This window comes from Phreatobacter sp. AB_2022a (genome assembly GCF_026847585.1).
Taxonomy (GTDB): Bacteria; Pseudomonadota; Alphaproteobacteria; order Rhizobiales; family Phreatobacteraceae; genus Phreatobacter.
This window is the reverse complement of record NZ_JAPSET010000001.1, coordinates 123,554-138,949: the sequence shown is the minus strand read 5'-3', so window position 1 is coordinate 138,949 and position 15,396 is coordinate 123,554. Positions and strand designations below refer to the sequence as shown.

The window sequence follows — 15,396 nt, the reverse complement described above, 5'->3', positions numbered from 1 at the left end:
TTGCGCCCACCGGAAAAATACGACTCATTCGTCGCATTCCCTATTCGCATTGCCGGAGGGCGCCGTGACCGATCGGCCAAGCGTTTCGATTTCCTCACGAAAACAGCCGAAACAGGCGCGTTCGAACGAGCTCGTCGCAGCCATCCTCGATGCCGCCGTTCAGGTTCTCGCCAGGGAGGGCGCCCAGCGTTTCACCACGGCGCGGGTTGCCGAGCGGGCCGGGGTCAGCGTCGGCTCGCTCTACCAGTATTTCCCGAACAAGGCGGCGATCCTGTTCCGGCTGCAGAGCGAGGAATGGCGACGCACCACGGCGCTGCTGCGCGCCATCCTCGCGGAGGATGCGCGATCGCCGCCCGAGCGGCTGCGCCGCCTCGTCCATGCCTTTATCCGCTCGGAATGTGACGAGGCCGCGATGCGGATCGCGCTCGCCGATGCCGCCCCGCTCTATCGCGACGCTCCGGAAGCGCGCGAGGCGCGCGCGGCCGGCGACCTGATCGTCGAGGCCTTCATGCGCGAGGCCCTGCCCCATGCGCCGGCGGCCGTGCGCGACCGCGCCGGCGATCTCATCGTCACGACGCTGAGCGAGGTCGGCAAGAGCTTCTCCGAGACGCCGCGCAGCGCCGCGGAGATCGGGATCTATGCCGACGCCATGGCCGACATGTTCTGCGCCTATCTCGACAGCCTCGCGCAGGCCTGAGACCCGGCCGCCCGTTCAGGTCTTGCGGCGCTGCAGCGCCTTGACGATGACGGCGCTCAGCACCGTGATCATCAGGGCGGCGGCAATGAAGACGAAGGCGCACTGCGCGGCGCCATGATCGATGAAGGCGCCGATGGCGATCGGCGCGACGATCGCGCCGAGGTCGAGCCCGGAATAGACGAAGCCGAAAACCGTGCCGATGGCGCCGGCGGGCGCCGCGCCACGCACCAGCATGTCGCGCGAGGGCACGGTGGCGCCGGTGAAGAAGCCGGCAAGGCCGGCCGCCGCCAGCAGCGCCGCCCAGGGCAGATCGACGAGGCCGAGCGCAAGGCTCGCCACCGCCGCGCCGCCGAGGCCGAACCCGACCACCCGCTCGTGGTTGGGCGTGAAATCAGCGAGGAAGCCGCCGGAGAACGACCCGATCGCGCTGCCGATCAGATAGACAGTCGTTGCGGTCACCGCGGCCGCCGCCGAAATGGTCTGGGTCAGCGGCAGGAGGCTCGGCAGGAAGCTCTGCGTGCCGGCCTGGGCAATGGCGAGCAGGGTGAAATAGACGAGGCAGGCGATGATCGGGCCGGTCAGCAGCATCTGCCAGCCGGGCTTCGGCTGATCGCCCGAATGATCGACCGGCGCGACGCGCAGCCGGCTGTGGCCGAGGGCGACGATCACCGCGAGGACCAGGCCGGCAAGGCCGAGATGGATCAGCGCGCCGCGCCAGCCGAAGACTTGGGCGAGCGCCAGCGTGGTGACCGGCGCGGCCGCCCAGCCGAGCGTGCCCATCACGGTATGGGCGCTGTAGGCCCGGCCGATCCGGCGCGGCGAGACGCGGTGGGTGATGACGGCATAGTCGGCGGGATGGAAGACGCTGTTGCCGAGCCCCGACAGCGCCGCGCCGACGAACAGGACCGGATAGGCCGGGACAAGACCGACCAGCAGCCAGCCGCCGGCCAGGCAGGCGATGCCGGCGGGCAGAATCACCTGCGGGCCGAACCGGTCGACCAGGAAACCCGCCGCCACCTGGGCAAGGCCGGAGGCGGCGTAGAACACCGCCATGACGAGGCCGAGCTCGGTATAGCTGACGCCGAAGGCGCCGGTGAGCACGGGAAACAGCGGCGGCAGCACGAGCTGGAAGAAATGGCTGGAAAAATGCGCCGCGCTGATGAGGCTCATCACCTCGGCATCCTGGCGCAGGGAGAGGGTCTCGTCGGTCATCGTGTCAGCCGCGCGCGGCGCCGTTGCCGCCAGTCCTGTTTAAGCGATCGGCGCCGGCTTGCGGAACGGTTTGGCGCAGGGCTGCCGCGCGGTGGGAGCGGCCGGCACCGATCCGCCTGTCCCAGAGCGGCAAGATCGGCAACGCATATGGGCAAAGGCCATCTCGATGTCCGTGTCATTCATTGCATTCATGTCGTTATTTCCAGAGCGACAACCGGCAAGATCCGGTACCTTGGCGCCGCAGCCAACCGCCTCCCCTCGTCCCGTTGCCGTAGCCATCCGGACTTGGGGCCTGCCCGCTTCTCCGCTAGGAAGCGGTCGGGCGCACCCTTCCCTCCCCGCCGGGCGCGCCGAGACGCCCGAAGGCCGCCATGACCGCGCAGCCGAGCCCTGCCGAGGCCGATCCCGCCGCATCCGGCGCGCCCGCCGCCGCGCCGCCGGCGGGCGGCCTGACGCGCCATGCCGGCTTCGTCCGATACTGGCTGTCGCGGGTGCTTTCCGCGCTCGGCTATCAGATCGCGGCGGTGGCGATCGGCTGGCATGTCTATGCCAAGACGGAGAGCGCCTATCATCTGGGGCTGATCGGCCTCGTGCAGTTCGTGCCCATGGTGCTGCTCACCTTCGTCGTCGGCCAGGTCGCCGACCGGTTCGACCGGCGCCGCATCGTCGTCATCTGCCAGGCAATCCAGGCCGTGACGCTCGCCGCGGTCACCATCGGCGTCATCGCGGACTGGCTGAGCATTCCGATGATCTTCGCAGCGGTCGCCCTGCTCAGCGCGGCGCGCTCGTTCGAGCACCCGACCTTCTCGGCGCTGCTGCCGGCCCTGCTGCCGGCCGAGCTTCTCGCCCGCGCGCTTGCCATCTCCTCCTCGGCCATGCAGACCGCCACCATCATCGGCCCGTCGGCCGGCGGCCTTCTCTATGTGTTCGGCGCCGGCCTGCCGCTGGCGCTCGGCGCGCTGTTCTTCGCGGCCGCGGCGGCGATGACCGGCCTCATCCGCGTCGAGCGCCTGCCGCCGAGCCGGGAGCCGGTCACCGTCCATTCGGTGTTTTCCGGCGTCCTGTTCATCCGCAGCCGGCCGCTCATCCTCGGCACCCTGTCGCTCGACCTGTTCGCCGTGCTGCTCGGCGGCATCACCGCGCTCCTGCCGATCTTCGCGCGCGACATCCTGGCGACCGGCCCCTGGGGCCTCGGGCTCCTGCGCTCGGCCCCGGCGGTCGGCGCCATCGCCATGTCGATCGTGCTGATGCACATGCCGATGCAGCGGCATGTCGGCCTGAAAATGTTCGCCGCGGTCATCGTCTTCGGGCTCGGCACCATCGTCTTCGCGATGTCGACCCATCTCGTCCTGTCGCTTGCCGCGCTCGCGGTGATGGGCGCAGCCGACAATGTCAGCGTGGTGATCCGCAATGCGCTGGTGCTGCTGTCGACGCCGGACGAGATGCGCGGCCGGGTCAATGCGGTCAATTCGCTGTTCATCGGCACGTCGAACCAACTCGGCGACTTCGAATCCGGCATGGTCGCCGGCCTCGTCGGCGCCGTTCCCGCCGGCATCATCGGCGGCGTCGGCACGGTGCTGGTGGCGCTCCTCTGGATGCGCCTGTTCCCGGCGGTGCGGCGCGCGCAGACGCTCTCCGGCTGAGCGGCTTCAGGCGGAGCGCCGATTGACGGTATCGCGCGAGAAGCCGGCGACCTGCTTGTAGCGCGCGGCAATGCCCTCCAGTTCCTCGCGGCTGATCACGTCGTGGACGTCGGCAAAGCCCCCGGGCGCCCGCTGCTCGGCGAGCTGCATCACCTGTTCCGGGCCGTTGCCGCGGTTCGCCAGCACGATCGCCGAGGTCGGCGGCCGGCGCACTGCCTCATAGGCCGCAAGGGCCGCAGGCGTCGCGCCGTCGCGCGCCACGGCCTCCGCCAGCGCCTCGGCATCGAGGATCGCCTGCGAAGCCCCGTTCGAGCCGATCGGATACATGGGATGGGCGGCATCGCCGAGCAGCGTGATGCGGCCGAAGGTCCAGCGCTCCAGCGGGTCGCGGTCGACGAGAGGATATTCGTAGATGGTCTCGGCGCCGGCCATCAGAGCGGGAATGTCGAGCCAGTCGAAGCGCCAGTCGGCAAAGCGCGGCGCGATGTCCTCGATGCGGGCGGTGCGGTTCCAGTCCTCGCGCCGCCAGCCCTTGGAGCGGTCGAGCGACAGTTCGGCGATCCAGTTGATCCGCGCCGGCTGGCCCGCCTCGGCGGTCAAGGGATAGCAGACGAATTTCTGGTCCTGGTGGCCGGCCATGATCATGGTGCGGCCGGTGAGGAAGGGCGGGAAGCTTTCGGTGATCGCCCGCCACAGCACGCGGCCGTTCCAGATCGGCGCGCCCTCGTCGGGATAGAATGTCGCGCGCACCGCCGAATGGATGCCGTCGGCGCCGATCAGGAGGTCGCCCTGCGCGGCCGTGGCCGGCGCGCCGTCACGACCGGCGAACCGTGCCTCGACCTTGCCGTCGCCGGTCTCGCGCGCATCGACGAACCGTTCGCCGAGCCTCACCCGTTCCGGCCCGAGCCGGCGCTGCGCCTCCTCAAGGAGCAGGGTCTGCAGGATGCCGCGATGGATCGAGAGCTGCGGATAGTCGTAGCCCGCGTCGAGACCCCGCGGCTCGCGCCAGATGAGCTGGCCGAGCTTGTTGAAATAGATCAGTTCCTGGGTCCGCACCGCGCTCGCCGCCAGCCGGTCGGCGAGGCCAAGGGAGGCAAGCACGCGCACCGCGTGCGGCAGGAGGTTGATGCCGACGCCGAGCGGCTTCACCGCCCCGACCTGCTCGTGCACGGTCACGGCGATGCCCCGGTCGTGGAGCGCGAGCGCGGCGATCAGGCCGCCGATGCCGCCGCCGGCAATGATGATGGACATGCGTGTTCCTCCCCGGCGGGCCCCGGCGGTCAGCCGGCAGCCTCGGCCTTCTTTCCCGCCGTTATGCTATCGGATCGCGGGGACGGCAACCGCCGCCCGGCGGCCTCCCGTCCGGTCAGTCGCGGAACGACAACGGGCGGCTGACCTCCTCCAGCGGCCGGCGCTCGGCGGCGATGCCGTAGAGCGCCATCACCACGGCCGCGGCCAGCATCAGGCCGGCACCGAGGAGATAGCCCGACAGGAGCGACAGCCGCGAGCCGGTATCGATGAGCGCGCCGAACAGCCAGGGACCGGCAACGCCGCCGATGCCGGTGCCGATGGCATAGAAGATGGCGATTGCCAGCGCCCGGATCTCCAGGGGGAAGTTTTCGCTGACGGTGAGATAGGCCGAGCTCGCCGCGGCGGAGGCGAAAAAGAAAATGACCATCCAGGCGAGCGTCTGGGTGGTCGCGGTCAGCACGCCCGCTGCGAACAGGGCGCCGGTCGCCGCCAGCAGGACGCCCGACATCGCATAGGTGAAGACGATCATCGGCCGCCGCCCGAGCGTGTCGAACAGCCGGCCGAGCAGGAGCGGCCCGAGCACGTTGCCGGCGGCGAAGGGCAGGATGTACCAGCCGACATGGCTCGACGGGATGCCGTAGAAATCGGTCAGCACCAGCGCGTAGGTGAAGAAGATCGCATTGTAGAAGAAGGCCTGGGCGGCCATCAGGGTGAGGCCGACCGCCGTGCGCTGGCGGTAGCGCGTCAGCAGCGTCTCGGCGACCTCGGCCAGCCTGGTGCCGCGCCGGGCCGCGAGCCTCACCTTCGGAAACGGCCCGTCATCGAGGACATGGCCCTCGGCGCGCAGCCGCGCCTCGATGCCGGCGACGACCGCCTCGGCCTCCGGCGCGCGGCCGTGGGTCATCAGCCAGCGCGGGCTTTCGGGCAGCCACATGCGCATGAACAGGATGATCAGCGCGAGAAGCGCGCCGGACAGGAAGGCGGCGCGCCAGCCCCATTCCGGATCGATCACCGCCGGGTCGAGCAGGACGATGGCGCCGAAGGCACCGAGCGCGGCGCCGACCCAGAAGCTGCCGTTGATGACGAGATCGGTCCAGCCGCGCACGCGGGCCGGAATGAGCTCCTGGATGGTGGAGTTGATCGCGGCATATTCGCCGCCGATGCCGGCGCCGGTGAGGAAGCGGCACAGCATGAAGGTCCAGAGGTTCCAGGAAAAGGCGGTCGCGGCGGTCGCCACCAGATAGACGCCGAGGGTGATGAAGAACAGCTTCTTGCGGCCGAGCCGGTCGGTCAGCCAGCCGAAGAACAGGGCTCCCAGCACCGCGCCGGCGAGATAGGCGCTGCCGGCAAGCCCGACGTCGCTGTTGCTGAACTGGAGAACCGGACTGGCCTTCAGCGCGCCCGAGAGCGTGCCGGCAAGCGTCACCTCCAGGCCGTCAAGAATCCAGGTGATGCCGAGCGCGGCCACCACCAACCAGTGGAAGCGTCCCCACGGCAGGCGGTCGAGCCGCGCGGGAATGTCGGTTTCGACGATGGTCTCGGCACCGTCGGGCGATCCGTTCAGTCGATCCACGCCTGTCCTCCCGGGTCGGCAACGCCCGATACGGCATACCGGTTCCCGCGGAACCAACCCGCGTGGCCGCGGTTTCCTTAGCCGGCCCGGCCTCGCCACAGTTGCCTGACACAATGGCCGCGTCAGGAGGATCGCGACGCATCATGCAATTCCCGCTTCCAGCTCTGCTCTGCGATGTCGGCGGCACCAATATCCGGGTGGCGCGCCTGGAGCAGCCCGGCGCCGCGCCGGTCATGGTCGGCCATGCCGCAACCCAATCGGTCACCAGCCTTGCCGAGGCGATCGCCGGCATGGACGGCGCCCGCGGAGCGCGGGCCATGATCGTCTGCGCCGCCGGCCCGATCATCGGGCGGGCGGTGAAGCTCACCAACGCGTCCTGGACTCTGGACGGACCGGAGCTCGCCGACGCCCTTCGCCTCGAACAGGGCCTGCTGCTGCACGATTTCGAGGCCCTCGCCCTGTCGCTGCCGGCGCTGCCGCCCGCACGGCTCAAGTCCATCGGTCCGGATCTCGGCCAGCCGATCGGCGCGCGCCTGGTGCTCGGCCCCGGAACCGGGCTCGGCGCGGCCGCGCTGACCACGGTCGAGGGGCGCTACCTCGCGCTGACGGGAGAGGCCGGCCATGTCGAATTCGGCCCGGCCGCACCGGACGAGGAGGCGCTCTGGCCGCATCTTGCGCGCGTGCATGGCCGCATCACCAGCGAGGCGGTTTTGTCCGGCGACGGCCTGGCGCGGCTGCATCAGGCAAGGCTCGCAAGCCTCGGCACCGAGGCCGCCGCGATCGATCCGGCCGCCGTCGTCGCCCGGGCGACCGCCCATGCCGAGGGGCCGGAAGCCGACACGGCGCGCCTGTTCTGGCGGCTCGTCGCGCGGTTTGCCGGCGACCTCGCCCTGATCTATGCGGCGCGCGGCGGCGTGACGCTGGCCGGCGGCGTGCTGCCGCGGCTGGTCGACCTGCTGGACGAGGCGGCCTTCCGGACCGCGTTCGAGGCCAAGGCGCCGATGACCGGCCTGATGCAGGCCATGCCGACACGGCTGCTGACCCGGCCGGAGACGGTGCTGTCAGGCCTCGCCGCGATCGCCACAGACCCCGATCATTTCGTCATCGACTATCCCGGACGCTGCTGGCGGCCCTGAAGGCGCCGGCGGTCATGGGCGATGGTCCCGAGGCTCCGGCCGGCCGGCCGCGATCGCCACCAGCGAGAGCGCGACGAAAGCCGCCGCCACATAGCCCATGGCCACCAGCCGGCCCTGCTCGAACAGCAGGCCGCCGATCGCCGAGCCGAGAGTCTGGCCGACATAGATCGAGGAGGTGTTGAGCGCGATGGTGGCGGCGGCAAGATCCGGAGCAGTCGCGGCAAGGCGTCCCTGCTGCATCGAATTGCCGGAGGCGAAGCCAAGCCCCCAGATGGCGACGCCGAGCGCCATGACCGGCAGCGATCCGGCACCGAGCGACCAGAGGCAAATGCCGAGAAACATGGCGAGGAAGCAGAGCGCGCCGTTCCTGTAGACGCCGAGCCGCCGCACCGTGCGCGTCGCCGCGATGTTGCCGGCGAGCCCCATCAGGCCGAAGCCGGCGAAGAAGGCGGCGATCGTGCGCGGCCCGGCGCCGGCAAGCCCGGAGAGCAAGGGGCCGAGATAGGTCAGCAGCAGGAACTGGCCGACCGCCGAGAGGATCGTGGCGAGAAAGATCAGGAGCAGCAGGCGCGAGCGCAGGACCAGGCCCCAGCTCCTGAACAGGACCGGCGGGCCGAACAGGCCGCGCGGCAGGCTGGCGGCAAGGCCGAACGCACAGATGATGGCGAGCGCGGCCAGCGCGACATGGGCGAAGCGCCAGCCGAAGGCGGCCGAGAGCTGCGTCACCAGCGGCAGGCCGAAGGCGATCGACAGCGACCAGCCGACGAAGACGAGCGCGATCGCCCCTGCCCGCTCCCGCTCGGGAACGATCAGGGCGATCGTGCTCGCCGCCTGCGGCGTGAAGATGGAGGCGACCGAGAGCATCAGGATCCGGATCGCGAGCAGCGGGCCGTAGCTCGGCGCCAGTGCCGACAGGATGTGCCCGACGGCGAGCACCGCAATGGTCGCGACCAGCAGCTTGCGCCGCTCGATGCGGCTCGTCGCCCAGGCGACCAGCGGCGAGCCGAAACACATGACGATGGCGCCGAAGGTGACGAGGAGGCCGGCCTCGCCGACCTTGACGCCCAGCCCGTCGGCGAGGTCCTTCAGCATGCCCGCCGGCGCGAGGACGCTGACGGCGGTGACGAAATTGCCGAGCAGCAGGGCATAGGCCGCCGCTCCGGCGCCACGGGTTTGCGAAACGGAACCGTCGGACATGGAGACCCCGGGCGCGGCATCGGACGATGCATGAGCCGTCGCGGCGCGACGCATCGCGACACTATAGGTGCCGGCGCATCCGCGCAGCACCCCCCTTCATGCATCGGAGGCGAGCGATCGCCGCCGCTGCAGCCAGCCGTCAGGCGCGGCTGTCGGCCTCGAAATCGGCAACCTTCTGGCGTTTGCGCAGGCGCGAGGCGTCGAGCAGGATCTGGCCGGCCCAGCGATAGACGTTGCGCTCGCGGACATGGCTGCGCATCAGGTGCATGCGCTCGTGCTGCTCGTCCTCCGGCATGGACAGGCCGCGATGCAGGGCTTCCGACATGCCGTGCACATCATAGGGATTGATGATCAGCGCCTCGCCGAGCTCGCTGGAGGCGCCGGCGAAACGCGAGAGCACCAGCACGCCCTTCTCGTCGTCACGCGAGGCGACGAATTCCTTGGCCACCAGGTTCATGCCGTCGTGCAGGCTGGAGACAACGCAGATGTCGGCGGCGCGGAACAGCTCGTAGACCTCGTCGGGCTCGTGGTGACGGATCACCAGCAGGACGGGCTTGTAGCCCTCGTTGCCGTGCCGTGCGTTGATCTCCTCGGTGAGGCGGATGGCATCGGCCTGGAGCGTAGCATAGCTCGCAAGCTTGGTCCGGGTCGGCGCCACCACCTGGATGAAGACGAGCTTGCCGAGCCATTCGGGATGGCGCGTCAGCAGGTCGTCGACGGCATGCAGGCGGTCGAGAATGCCCTTGGTATAGTCGAAGCGCTCGATGCCGATGCCGATCTTGATGTCGTCGGGCAGGTGGTAGCGGGCGATGACCGCCGCCCGGCACTCGGGGACCGGCTGCTGGCCCTCCATGGCGGCCGGCGGCCATTCGATCGAGATCGGATAGGGCCGGACCAGGGTTTCGAGGCCGCCGAAGGTGACGGAAGCCTGCTCGCGGTCGATGCGGCTCTCCATGTAGCGGTCGACCGTGTCGAAGAAATTGTTGCAGTGGGAGCGGGTGTGGAAGCCGAGCACCGTGCTGCCGAGCAGCCCCGCAATGATCTCCTCCTTCCACGGGCAGATGCCGAAGGCCTCGGCGTTCGGCCAGGGAATGTGCCAGAAGGTCAGGATCGTCGCCTTGGGCAGCTGCTCGCGGATCATCCGCGGCAGCAGCGCGAAATGATAGTCCTGCACCATGATCACCGGATCCGGCCGGGTCGCCTCCCTGACCACGGCATCGGCGAAGCGCTGGTTGATCGTCACATATTGCTGCCAGTCGCTCTCGCGGAAGATCGGCCGGACATAGGCGATGTGGCAGAGCGGCCAGAGCCCCTCATTGGCCAGGCCGTAATAATAGCCCTCCTGCTCCTCGTCGGTCATCCAGACGCGCTTCAGCCGGTAGGCGGGGCTGCCGGGCGGCACCTGGACGTGGTCGGTCGCATCCACCGTCTCGCGGTCGGCCGTGCCGCTGCCATGGGCGACCCAGGTGCCGCCGCAGGCGCGCATGACCGGCTCGAGCGCCGAGACGAGGCCGCTCGCCGGCCGCTGCACGACGATGCCGCCATTGCTGTGATTGTGGATATAGGGCTCGCGGTTCGACACCACGAAGACCTCGGTGTCCGGCAGCTCGTTGTCGAGCAGGTCGTGCAGCGTCTTGGGCGACCACTCGATCGGGCTGCCGTCCTCGACCCGGATCTTCTCGCGGAAATCGCGCAGCAGGCTGCGGATCTCGGTGGTCACCGGCGGCGGCGGCAGGATCGGCTTGTCGAGCGGGCGCGGCTGGCCCTGGCGCAGGTCCTGGATGGTGGCGAGCACCGAGGTCATGAGCCGGCGCTGCAGCAGAATGACGGTCAGCGCAGCGAGCGCTCCGGCGAGCAGGATCAGTGCCAGCGCGCCCGAAAGCAGGTACCAGCGCGCCTCGATCACCCGGTCGGCGACGAAACGCAGCTCGTGCACGATCAGGAGCCGGCCCTGGTCGCGGCCGTTGCCGAGCGGATAGCCGCCGACGATGACCCGGTTGCCGCTGTTGTTGAACACGGCGAAGCGCGCGGCCTTGCCGGCGTCGGTGCCATCATCGCCGACCGAGGCGCAGGAAATGACCTGCGGCATGCGGCTGCTGGCCACCACCATGCGGCCGCGTGCGTCGCACAGGCCGAGCGCCATGATCCGTTCGTCGCTGGTGAAACGCTCGAACAGGGTGGCGAGCTCGCCCGGCCGCCCGTTCATCTCCTGTTCGACCCGGTCCTTGATCGAACGGAACACCAGGCCCGAGCGCAGTTCCAGGTCGCGCCGCGACCAGCGCTCGATCATGCCTTGCGAGAGTGGCACGAACGCCACGACAAGGCCGGCCAACACGATTGTGGCGATGGTGATGATCACGACAATACGCGGCAGTCGGTTCATTAAATTCCACACTTTCCAGTCTCGGCCCGCCCCAGTCCCGGCTCTTCCACCGCGTGGCTCGCGGGGGCCTTCCGCGAAGCCGATCGGTCAACACTCCTCGTCCCATGCGCCCGCGCCGCCGAACGGCGCGGGCCTGCCAACAACGCCCGATAGTAGCTAGTGGATCCACTCGCGCGATAGCCGCATGGCTGTCACGATGATGCCGACCATCGAATAGGTCTGGGGGAAATTGCCCCAGAGCTCGCCCGTCACGGGGTCGATATCCTCCGACAGCAGACCGACGTGGTTGCGCCGCGCGAGCAGCGCCTCGAACAGCTCGCGCGCCTCCTCGCGCCGGCCGATGGCGGCGAGCGCATCGGCGAGCCAGAAGCTGCAGATGTTGAAGGACGTCTCGGGAGCACCGAAATCGTCGGCCTCGTCGTAACGCATGAGGAAGCCGGCGCGCGTCAGCCGGCGCTGCAGCGTTTCGACCGTCCGCACGAAGCGCGGATCGGTCGGCTCGACGACGCCGAGCTCGACCAGCAGCAGGGTGCTCGCATCCGCGCCGCCACCATCGAAACGCGCGGCGAACATCCCTTCCTTCTCGTTCCAGGCGCGTTCGACGATGGCCTGCCGGATATGCTCGGCATGATCGCGCCAATAGGTCTCCCGCTCGGTGAGGCCGAGCGTATGGGCGATCTTCGCGAGGCGGTCGCAGGCGGCAAAACACATGGCGGCCGAATGGGTATGGATCGCCTTGCGGCCACGATATTCCCAGATGCCGGCATCCGGTTCGAACGCCTTGGCGGCGGCCAGCTCGCCCAGCGCCTCCAGCTCGTGGAACAGCGTCGCGTCGCCCATTTTCGGCAGTCGGGAATCGTAGAACATATGCGAGGCGGCCAGCACCAGGCTGCCGGCCACGTCATGCTGGGACTGTTCGGCCGCCGCATTGCCGATGCGCACCGGGCCGTCGCCGTTGAAACCCGGCAGTGCGTCAGCGATCCACTCGTCGAGCGACTGGCTGGGCACGACGCCGTAGACCGGCTTCAGCGAGCCGGTCTCGGTTGCCGCCACGGTGCGCATATAGTCGAGGAAGCGCTCCATGGTCAGCGTCGCGCCGAGCTTGTTCAGCGCATGCACGGTGAAATAGGCGTCGCGCAGCCAGCAGAAGCGATAGTCCCAGTTCCGTCCGGACCAGGGCGCCTCCGGCAGGGATGTGGTGAGCGCCGCGACCACCGCGCCGGTCTCCTCGCACGAGCAGAGCTTGAGCGTGATCGCGGCGCGGATGACCGCCTCCTGCCACTCGAAGGGCACCGAGAGATAGCGCACCCAGTCGAGCCAATACTGCCGCGTCTGGCGCAGGAACGACCACCAGACCTCCTCGAGCGAATTGGGAAAGGTCTCATCGGCGTGGATGACCACCGTCACCGGGCGGGTCGGCGCGAATTTCGCTCCGGAGGAGAGATAGGCCACGGGAATATCCGAGGTCAGCCGCACGGACCCGGCCTCGGACACGTAGCGCACATGGTTGCTGCCCGGCACGACCGTGCCGTCGAAGCGGCCGTAACCGAAGGTCGGCCGCATCAGCACGCGGATGCGCGGGTGACCGGCGACCGGTTCGATCCTGCGCATGAGCATGGGCGGCCGGAACACCCGGTCATATTGCTTGAACCGCGGCGTGAAGTCGGTGATGCGCACCGCCGAACCGTCGGCGGCGGTGAGCAGCGTGACCAGCACCGCCGTATTGCGCTCGTAGGACTGCTGGCTCGCCACCATGCCTTCGAGCTCGATGGCCATCAGGCCGCGCTCGGCATCGGGACCGCCGAGCAGCGCGCTGAACAGCGGATCGCCGTCGATCCGCGGCCAGCAGGCCCACAGGATGCGCGCCTTGTCGTCGATCAGGGCGGCGACGGCGCTGTTGCCGACCACCGCGAGCTGCGGCGGGGCGATCGTCCGGCGCTTGGATGCCGGCCTGGCCTCGGCGTCCGCCTGCGGCGACTGCGCCGCGCGGGCCTTCGAACCGATGGCGTCGCTCATCAGGCAAGCCTCCCGTTGAGCATGGCGATCCAGGCGCGGACATGGGCCGCGCCGCGGAACGGTTCGTCGCCCCGGTTGAAATGTTCGCCGGCGACGCGCAGGCCGAAGCCGCCTGCGGCGCGCGCGACGACAAAGGCGTCCTCGTCCGCGCGGTCGTCGCCGAGCATGATCGGCCGGCGACCGGCAAAGGGCGGCATTGCCAGGAGCCGCGCCATGGCGGTGCCCTTGGAGGTGCCGTTCGGAATGAGCTCGACGACGGCCCGGCCGGGCTTGAGATGATAGCCTTCGCCGTGATCGGCGAGCAGCACCGCAAGGGCCGCCGCGATCCGGTTGCCCGCAGTCGGTACCTGGCGATAGTGAATGGTCAGGATCGGCCCCTTCTGCTCCAGTCTCAGCCCGGGAATGCTGGCGGCCAGGCGCGCCACGCCGTCGACCAGCGTCGTCGGCAGCCGCCTGTCCGGCTCGACATGCCTGCTGGCGCCGAGCGAGGCGCCCTCCCTGTCGTCGAAATCGGCCTGCTGCACGGCGGGGAACTGGAATTCGAGGCCGTGCATGCCGGATCCGGCGAGGCGTGCGGGAGCGAGCAGCATCTCCACGTCGGCAAGGCGCCGGCCGGTGACGACGGCGACCGCACCGCCGAGGCGCTGCTGCAGCATGACGAGATCACCGGCCAGCTCGGCTGGTGCCGCGGCCTGCTCAGGCGTTTCGGCAATGTCGACAAGCGTGCCGTCCACGTCGAAATAGAGCGCGAAATCGGTCGGCGCCGCCGCGATCATCCGGGCAAGGTCGTCAGGGGATGGTCCGGCAAGGTCCCCGGTCACGGTCGCGACCGGGGCATTCTCGAAGGTCCTGGCTTCGGGGCTATCGAACATTATTCAAACCTGGTTCGGCACGGGCGGATCGATCCCCGGCTCGGCCGCCCGCACGGGGCGGGATGCGGGCACGGCGAACGCCGGCGCAATACAAAAGGCGCCGGACCGGGGGATGGCTCGGCGCTCTCTAGAACAGACAGGGATGGCGATTTTCAGACAAACGAAGATGAGGTCGGCATGGGAGTGAATGGCCTCGAACCAACGCGCAAACCGCGACGAGGTTCCCGCGCCAACAGTAAAAAGCGCGCGCAGGCGTCCTCGCCCGCGCCTATGGCTGATAGGCCAGGACAAGCTCGGGCGGGCCGCCGCTGACGGTACAGGGAACGCCGTCAAGCAGAGTGGAGATATGGCCGGCCTCCTCCGGCAGCAGAAACTGCTGCACCGCCCGGTCGCCCATGCTGAGCGACAGCGAGCCGCCGACTTCGTCGACCTCCTGCCGACAGAGATTCACCAGCGTCAGAAGGTCAAGCCGGGCCCAGCCGGTCAAATCAACAACAACAGTACTCTTCTTCAAATGTTTTGCCGCCTCATGGAAAGCGCCATAGGCCTCTTCTACATCAACCATTACCGGTCTCCGTATCGCGACATTAAAACAGTTCTACAAATGAATGGAATTGTCGGCGGGATCACCAGTCAATTCGGCGCCGGATGTACAGGCAGGGCGAGACGAAAATGTGACCGCTCCGGCTGCTCGCGGGAACGTGAATCATGGCGGCGCCGGCGCCATGCGGACCGGCGTTTTCGGGCGGCGCGGCGGCAGGCGACCGGGCTACGGCTCGGCGCCGACGCCATCGTCGTGGCGGAAACCGCCGGACAAGCGCCGACGGCCATGCCAGAGTGCGGAAAACATCCCCCGGACCAGACCATGCAGACATTTCATGTCGAAGAGCTCGAGACGCCCACCGGCCGGATGCTCATCGTCGCCGATTCGGCTGGCCGGCTCGCCGCCGCAGACTGGCAGGATCACGAGCACCGCCTGATCGAGCTCGTCCATCGCTATTACGGCGCCCGTCGGGTGGAACTCGTTCCAAGACCCGGCCGGACCGCGCCGGCACGTGCCCTCGCTGCCTATTTCGAAGGCGACCTCATGGCCATCGACGGCATCGAGATCACGGTGAAGACGACGCCCTTCCAGGCCGAAGTCTGGGCGGCGCTGAGGCGGATCCCGGCGGGCACCACCATGAGCTACGGGGCCCTGGCCGCAGCCCTCGGCCGTCCCGGCGCCCCGCGTGCCGTCGGTCATGCCAACGGCTCCAATCCGATTTCGGTCGTCGTGCCGTGCCATCGGCTGGTCGGCGCGGATGGATCGCTGACCGGATATGGCGGCGGCATCGAACGCAAGCGCTGGCTGCTCGCCCACGAAGGCGCGCTCGGAATGGTCGATCGATCCTGATTGGCGATGGTGCGCATTCTTCA

General features: G+C 69.1%; 12 protein-coding genes. 4 read left to right on the top strand and 8 right to left on the bottom strand.

Annotation, left to right across the window (positions count from 1 at the left end; translation table 11 throughout):
• Positions 1 to 64: 64 nt before the first annotated feature.
• Positions 65 to 697 carry a TetR family transcriptional regulator gene (locus OZ671_RS00645; protein ID WP_268858903.1) on the top strand — a complete coding sequence of 211 codons (633 nt, stop codon included), beginning with the start codon at positions 65 to 67 and terminating at the stop codon, positions 695 to 697.
• A gap of 15 nt (positions 698 to 712) precedes the next feature.
• Here the strand turns inward: OZ671_RS00645 and OZ671_RS00640 are convergent, their stop codons facing one another.
• On the bottom strand, positions 713 to 1,909 hold the full coding sequence (locus tag OZ671_RS00640) for an MFS transporter (RefSeq protein WP_268858902.1): 1,197 nt from the start codon (positions 1,907 to 1,909) through the stop codon (positions 713 to 715).
• A 371-nt stretch (positions 1,910 to 2,280) separates the two neighbouring features.
• On the opposite strand from OZ671_RS00640, the gene OZ671_RS00635 reads away from it, so the two are divergent.
• Complete coding sequence (locus OZ671_RS00635) at positions 2,281 to 3,552, top strand: MFS transporter (protein WP_268858901.1); 1,272 nt, start codon at positions 2,281 to 2,283, stop codon at positions 3,550 to 3,552.
• Between the two features lie 6 nt (positions 3,553 to 3,558).
• Here the strand turns inward: OZ671_RS00635 and OZ671_RS00630 are convergent, their stop codons facing one another.
• Entirely contained in the window at positions 3,559 to 4,803 is a 1,245-nt protein-coding gene (locus tag OZ671_RS00630; protein WP_268858900.1) for a flavin-dependent oxidoreductase, read from the bottom strand.
• 115 nt (positions 4,804 to 4,918) lie between these two features.
• Positions 4,919 to 6,376, bottom strand: a complete 1,458-nt coding sequence (locus OZ671_RS00625; protein WP_268858899.1) for an MFS transporter — start codon at positions 6,374 to 6,376, stop codon at positions 4,919 to 4,921.
• Positions 6,377 to 6,519: 143 nt separating this feature from the next.
• On the opposite strand from OZ671_RS00625, the gene OZ671_RS00620 reads away from it, so the two are divergent.
• Entirely contained in the window at positions 6,520 to 7,512 is a 993-nt protein-coding gene (locus tag OZ671_RS00620; protein ID WP_268858898.1) for a glucokinase, read from the top strand.
• 12 nt (positions 7,513 to 7,524) lie between these two features.
• Here OZ671_RS00620 and OZ671_RS00615 read toward each other — a convergent pair whose 3' ends face one another.
• The 5 genes from OZ671_RS00615 to OZ671_RS00595 form a co-directional block, all read right to left on the bottom strand.
• Positions 7,525 to 8,709 (bottom strand): MFS transporter, encoded by a 1,185-nt coding sequence (locus OZ671_RS00615; protein WP_268858897.1) that lies wholly within the window; start codon positions 8,707 to 8,709, stop codon positions 7,525 to 7,527.
• A 139-nt stretch (positions 8,710 to 8,848) separates the two neighbouring features.
• Complete coding sequence (locus OZ671_RS00610; RefSeq protein WP_268858896.1) at positions 8,849 to 11,092, bottom strand: alpha,alpha-trehalose-phosphate synthase (UDP-forming); 2,244 nt, start codon at positions 11,090 to 11,092, stop codon at positions 8,849 to 8,851.
• A 156-nt stretch (positions 11,093 to 11,248) separates the two neighbouring features.
• On the bottom strand, positions 11,249 to 13,108 hold the full coding sequence (locus OZ671_RS00605) for a glycoside hydrolase family 15 protein (RefSeq protein ID WP_268858895.1): 1,860 nt from the start codon (positions 13,106 to 13,108) through the stop codon (positions 11,249 to 11,251).
• Positions 13,108 to 13,980, bottom strand: coding sequence for a trehalose-phosphatase (gene otsB, locus OZ671_RS00600; RefSeq protein WP_268858894.1), 873 nt, complete (start codon positions 13,978 to 13,980; stop codon positions 13,108 to 13,110). Before otsB ends, OZ671_RS00605 begins: the two co-directional genes overlap by 1 nt.
• 268 nt (positions 13,981 to 14,248) lie before the next feature.
• The gene (locus tag OZ671_RS00595) at positions 14,249 to 14,545 is read right to left on the bottom strand and encodes a hypothetical protein (RefSeq protein ID WP_268858893.1); all 297 of its coding nucleotides are present in this window, start codon (positions 14,543 to 14,545) and stop codon (positions 14,249 to 14,251) included.
• Between the two features lie 300 nt (positions 14,546 to 14,845).
• On the opposite strand from OZ671_RS00595, the gene OZ671_RS00590 reads away from it, so the two are divergent.
• Positions 14,846 to 15,373, top strand: a complete 528-nt coding sequence (locus tag OZ671_RS00590) for a methylated-DNA--[protein]-cysteine S-methyltransferase (RefSeq protein ID WP_268858892.1) — start codon at positions 14,846 to 14,848, stop codon at positions 15,371 to 15,373.
• The last annotated feature ends 23 nt before the right edge of the window (positions 15,374 to 15,396 follow it).

Bases quoted from the DNA above. Each gene is read 5' to 3' on its own strand.
- OZ671_RS00640 (WP_268858902.1), bottom strand. From the start codon at position 1,909: ATGACCGACGAGACCCTCTCCCTGCGCCAGGATGCCGAGGTGATGAGC.
- OZ671_RS00635 (WP_268858901.1), top strand. From the start codon at position 2,281: ATGACCGCGCAGCCGAGCCCTGCCGAGGCCGATCCCGCCGCATCCGGC.
- OZ671_RS00630 (WP_268858900.1), bottom strand. From the start codon at position 4,803: ATGTCCATCATCATTGCCGGCGGCGGCATCGGCGGCCTGATCGCCGCG.
- OZ671_RS00620 (WP_268858898.1), top strand. From the start codon at position 6,520: ATGCAATTCCCGCTTCCAGCTCTGCTCTGCGATGTCGGCGGCACCAAT.
- OZ671_RS00615 (WP_268858897.1), bottom strand. From the start codon at position 8,709: ATGTCCGACGGTTCCGTTTCGCAAACCCGTGGCGCCGGAGCGGCGGCC.
- OZ671_RS00610 (WP_268858896.1), bottom strand. From the start codon at position 11,092: ATGAACCGACTGCCGCGTATTGTCGTGATCATCACCATCGCCACAATC.
- OZ671_RS00605 (WP_268858895.1), bottom strand. From the start codon at position 13,108: ATGAGCGACGCCATCGGTTCGAAGGCCCGCGCGGCGCAGTCGCCGCAG.
- otsB (WP_268858894.1), bottom strand. From the start codon at position 13,980: ATGTTCGATAGCCCCGAAGCCAGGACCTTCGAGAATGCCCCGGTCGCG.
- OZ671_RS00595 (WP_268858893.1), bottom strand. From the start codon at position 14,545: ATGGTTGATGTAGAAGAGGCCTATGGCGCTTTCCATGAGGCGGCAAAA.
- OZ671_RS00590 (WP_268858892.1), top strand. From the start codon at position 14,846: ATGCAGACATTTCATGTCGAAGAGCTCGAGACGCCCACCGGCCGGATG.